The organism is Kitasatospora sp. NPDC059462 (genome assembly GCF_042749955.1).
Lineage (GTDB): Bacteria > Actinomycetota > Actinomycetes > Streptomycetales > Streptomycetaceae > Kitasatospora.
In genome coordinates this window covers 14,224-15,760 of sequence record NZ_JBHYUU010000183.1, presented here as the reverse complement: position 1 = coordinate 15,760, position 1,537 = coordinate 14,224, and the positions used below count along the sequence as shown (strand labels likewise).

1 protein-coding gene is annotated in these 1,537 nt (G+C 76.1%); it reads right to left on the bottom strand.

Going from position 1 to position 1,537, the window contains the following annotated elements:
• Positions 1 to 96 precede the first annotated feature (96 nt).
• Entirely contained in the window at positions 97 to 1,341 is a 1,245-nt protein-coding gene (locus tag ACFXAM_RS31815) for an HRDC domain-containing protein (protein ID WP_380296499.1), read from the bottom strand.
• Between the last annotated feature and the right edge of the window lie 196 nt (positions 1,342 to 1,537).

The following is a 1,537-nucleotide window of genomic DNA, read 5'->3' as shown; positions in this document are numbered from 1 at the left end:
ATGTCTTGGAGTGACAGCCCTCTTCTACGGCAGCTCCGCTGCTTTGCCTACCGGCCTTGACATGCAGGCCCCACGCCTAACTGAACGGCGTTGGTTCTAGTCCTGCGGGACCGCCGCCTCGGCGAAGGCGGTGGCCACCGCCGGGGCGACCAGGTCCACCTGCCACTGGCGGGCGCCCAGCCGGCGCAGCGCCGCGGCCACGTTGGCCGCGGAGGCGTCGGCCGGCGGCTCCCAGGAGACCCGGCGGACCAGGTCCGGGGTGATCAGGTTCTCGGCCGGCAGGTGGTGGCGCTCGGCCAGCTCGCTCACCGCGGCACGCGCCCCGCTCAGCCGGGCGGCCGCCACCGGGTCCTTCTCGGCCCAGGCGCGCGGCGGCGGCGGGCCGTCGTGCGGCGCGGCGGCCGGCGGCAGCTGGTTCTCCGGCACCTCCCGTCCGCGCTGGACCGCGGCCAGCCACTGCTCCAGCTGGCGCCGGTGCACCCGCGGCCCGAAGCCCTGGACGGCCTGCAGTGCGGCGATGTTCAGCGGCATGGCCAGCGCGGCGTTGACGATCGCGGCGTCCGACAGCACCCGGCCCGGCGAGACGTCCCGCTCCTGCGCCGTCCGGTCGCGGGTCAGCCACAGCTCGCGCACCACGGCCAGCTGGCGGCGCCGGCGGACCTTGTGCAGCTGCGAGGTGCGGCGCCACGGGTCGGTCCGCGGGGCCGGGCGGGGGGCCGCGGCGATCGCCGCGAACTCCTCCAGGGCCCAGCCGAGCTTGCCCTGGGCGTCCAGCTCCTGTTCGAGTGCGTTGCGCAGCTCGACCAGCACCTCGACGTCCAGAGCGGCGTAGCGCAGCCACGGCTCGGGCAGCGGGCGGGTGGACCAGTCGACCGCGGAGTGCTCCTTGGCCAGGCTCAGCCCGAGCACGCTCTCGGTCATCGGTCCGAGGCCGACCCGGGCGAAGCCGGCGATCCGGCCGGCCAGCTCGGTGTCGAACAGGCGCTGGGGTCTCATGCCCACCTCGGCGAGACACGGCAGGTCCTGGGTGGCGGCGTGCACCACCCACTCGGTGTCCGCGAGGGCCGCGCCCAGCTCGCCGAGGTCGGGGCAGGCGATCGGGTCGATCAGCGCGGTACCGGCGCCCGCGCGGCGCAGCTGGATGAGGTACGCCCGCTGGCCGTAGCGGTAGCCGGAGGCCCGCTCGGCGTCGACGGCGACCGGTCCGGTCCCCGCGGCGAAGGCGGCGATGGTGGCGGCCAGCGCCTGCTCGTCCGCCACGACCGGAGGGATCCCCTCCTTCGGTTCGAGGAGCGGGACCGGGGCTGCTTCTTCTGGGATGGCTGCTACGGCGTCGGTCACCCCCCAAGGGTACGACGGTCCCCGCGACCGGGAGTGTTGTCGGACTGGTCAGACCGATGAAGGGGAGCGCCGGCCGGCTCCGGGGCGGAGCGCGCCCTGACGGCAGCACGTCGCGGGGGCCCCCGGGGGTACGGTCCTCCACGGCCCCCCCGGACGGCGGGGGGCGGGGGTGTTTGCGGGGGGCGGCCCGCAGGGG